This is a genomic window from Microcoleus sp. T2B6 (genome assembly GCF_036700475.1).
Taxonomy (GTDB): domain Bacteria; phylum Cyanobacteriota; class Cyanobacteriia; order Cyanobacteriales; family Microcoleaceae; genus Microcoleus.
This window is the reverse complement of the sequence record NZ_JAUBOZ010000234.1, coordinates 1-1,836: the sequence shown is the minus strand read 5'-3', so window position 1 is coordinate 1,836 and position 1,836 is coordinate 1. Positions and strand designations below refer to the sequence as shown.

The following is a 1,836-nucleotide window of genomic DNA, read 5'->3' as shown; positions in this document are numbered from 1 at the left end:
ATAGCCACCAGTGTTTCTGGTTTTACCCCCAATGCTTGTAATTGGTGTGCTAATTGGTTAGCCTTGGTGTTTAGTTCTCGATAGGTTAGTTGCTGATCCTTAAAGATTACTGCTATGGCATCTGGCGTTTGTTCTACTTGTGCTTCAAATAATTGATGAATACAGAGATTCTGAGGATAGTCTTGTTGGGATTGATTCCACTCCACTAATAATTTGTGTTTCTCAATCACCGTCAAAATAGGTAAATCCGATAGCTTTTGTTCTGGATTCGCTACAATACCAGCGAACAACGTTTGCAAATGCTCTATCATTCTGGCAATGGTCGTGGCATCAAAAAGGTCTGTACTATATTCAAATCCCCCTGTTAAACCTTGCTCGGTTTTCAGCAACGATAAGCTTAAATCAAATTTAGCTGTATGATTGGTTTCAGGACTAGATATGTTAATTCTTAAATCTTTGAGGTTGATAGCAGAAGTAGTCTCATTTTCTAAGGAAAAATCTATTTGAAATAAAGGTGAGTAGCTTAAATTACGCTCTGGGTGTAATGCTTCGACTAACTTATCAAATGGTAATTCTTGATGATCGTAAGCTTCTAAGACAACTTTTTTAACTTGTTGTAATAACTCCAGAAAGGTAGGATTATTTGATAAATCTGTGCGTAACACTAAAGTATTCACAAAAAATCCGATCATTCCTTGAGTTGGAAGGTTTTGGCGGTTCGCAGATGGAGAGCCAACAACAATATCGGGTTGATTAGTGTAGCGGTAGAGCAATACTTTAAATGCAGCCAGGAGTAATGTAAAGAGTGTAACTCCCTGCTGCTGACTCAAATTTACGAGGGCTTCACTAATCTCTGGCTCAATCGTAAAAAATTGGGTTTCTCCGCGAAAGGATTGTACCGCTGGTCGGGGATGATCTGTTTGTAATTCCAACAATGCTGGCATTCCCGTTAGTTTTTGTTGCCAGTAAGCAAGTTGAGACTCTAAAACTTCTCCCTGTAACCACTGCTTCTGCCACACAGCAAAATCTACATACTGAAGATTAATTTCAGGTAAATGGGGTTTATTTTGTTCAACCAAAGCCGAGTAAATTGTCGTAAATTCCTGAAGCAAAATATTGACAGACCAACCATCAAAGATAATGTGGTGAATTGTTAGCAGTAAAACATTTTCTGTTGGGGTAAGCTGAACTAATTCTGCCCTAATTAAAGAATCTTCAGCCAGATTAAATACATGGCTAATTGCAAGAGAAGCTAATTTATGATACTCTAAATTCCGTTGACTCGCTGACAAAGAACGCAAATCAACAACTGGTAAAGTAAAATCTCTCGTTGCATTTATGATTTGAGCAGGTTTTCCATCAACGGTAATAAAGTTAGTGCGTAAGATTTCATGACGGGCGATCAATAATTGCAAGCTCGACTCCAAAGCAGTAATATCAAGTTGACCGCTAAAATGCAAGTTCAGAGGAATGTTATAGAAGGGGATGTTAGGCTGTAGTTCGTAGAGGAACCAAAGTCCCTCTTGAGTAAAAGAAAGAGGAAAGATATTGTTTTCTGTTTTGGATATCGGAGCGATCGCTGTGGTATTGGTTTGAAGATTAGCTTGTTGCAGAAACGAGATAATCTCAGCTTTGCGATCGCTAATTTCTGACTTGATAGCAGGGGTAAGAATCCCTTCATTAGCCTTGCAACGAAGGCGTTCTCCTTCCAAAAACAGGTTAATATCTAACTTGCGTAAATGATTAATAAATTCAATGGTATTCATTAAAATTCTACCTCCTCTAAATTATTGGTGCTAGTGTTAACATTTTGGTTTACCCAAGAAATTGCTTCAA

Annotated in this window: 1 protein-coding gene; it reads right to left on the bottom strand. The window is 38.1% G+C overall.

Annotated elements, in window-relative coordinates; translation table 11 throughout:
• Positions 1-1,766, bottom strand: a 1,766-nt coding sequence (locus QUA00_RS36615) for a condensation domain-containing protein (RefSeq protein WP_333413478.1), incomplete at its 3' end; no start/stop codon positions are given.
• Positions 1,767-1,836 lie beyond the last annotated feature (70 nt).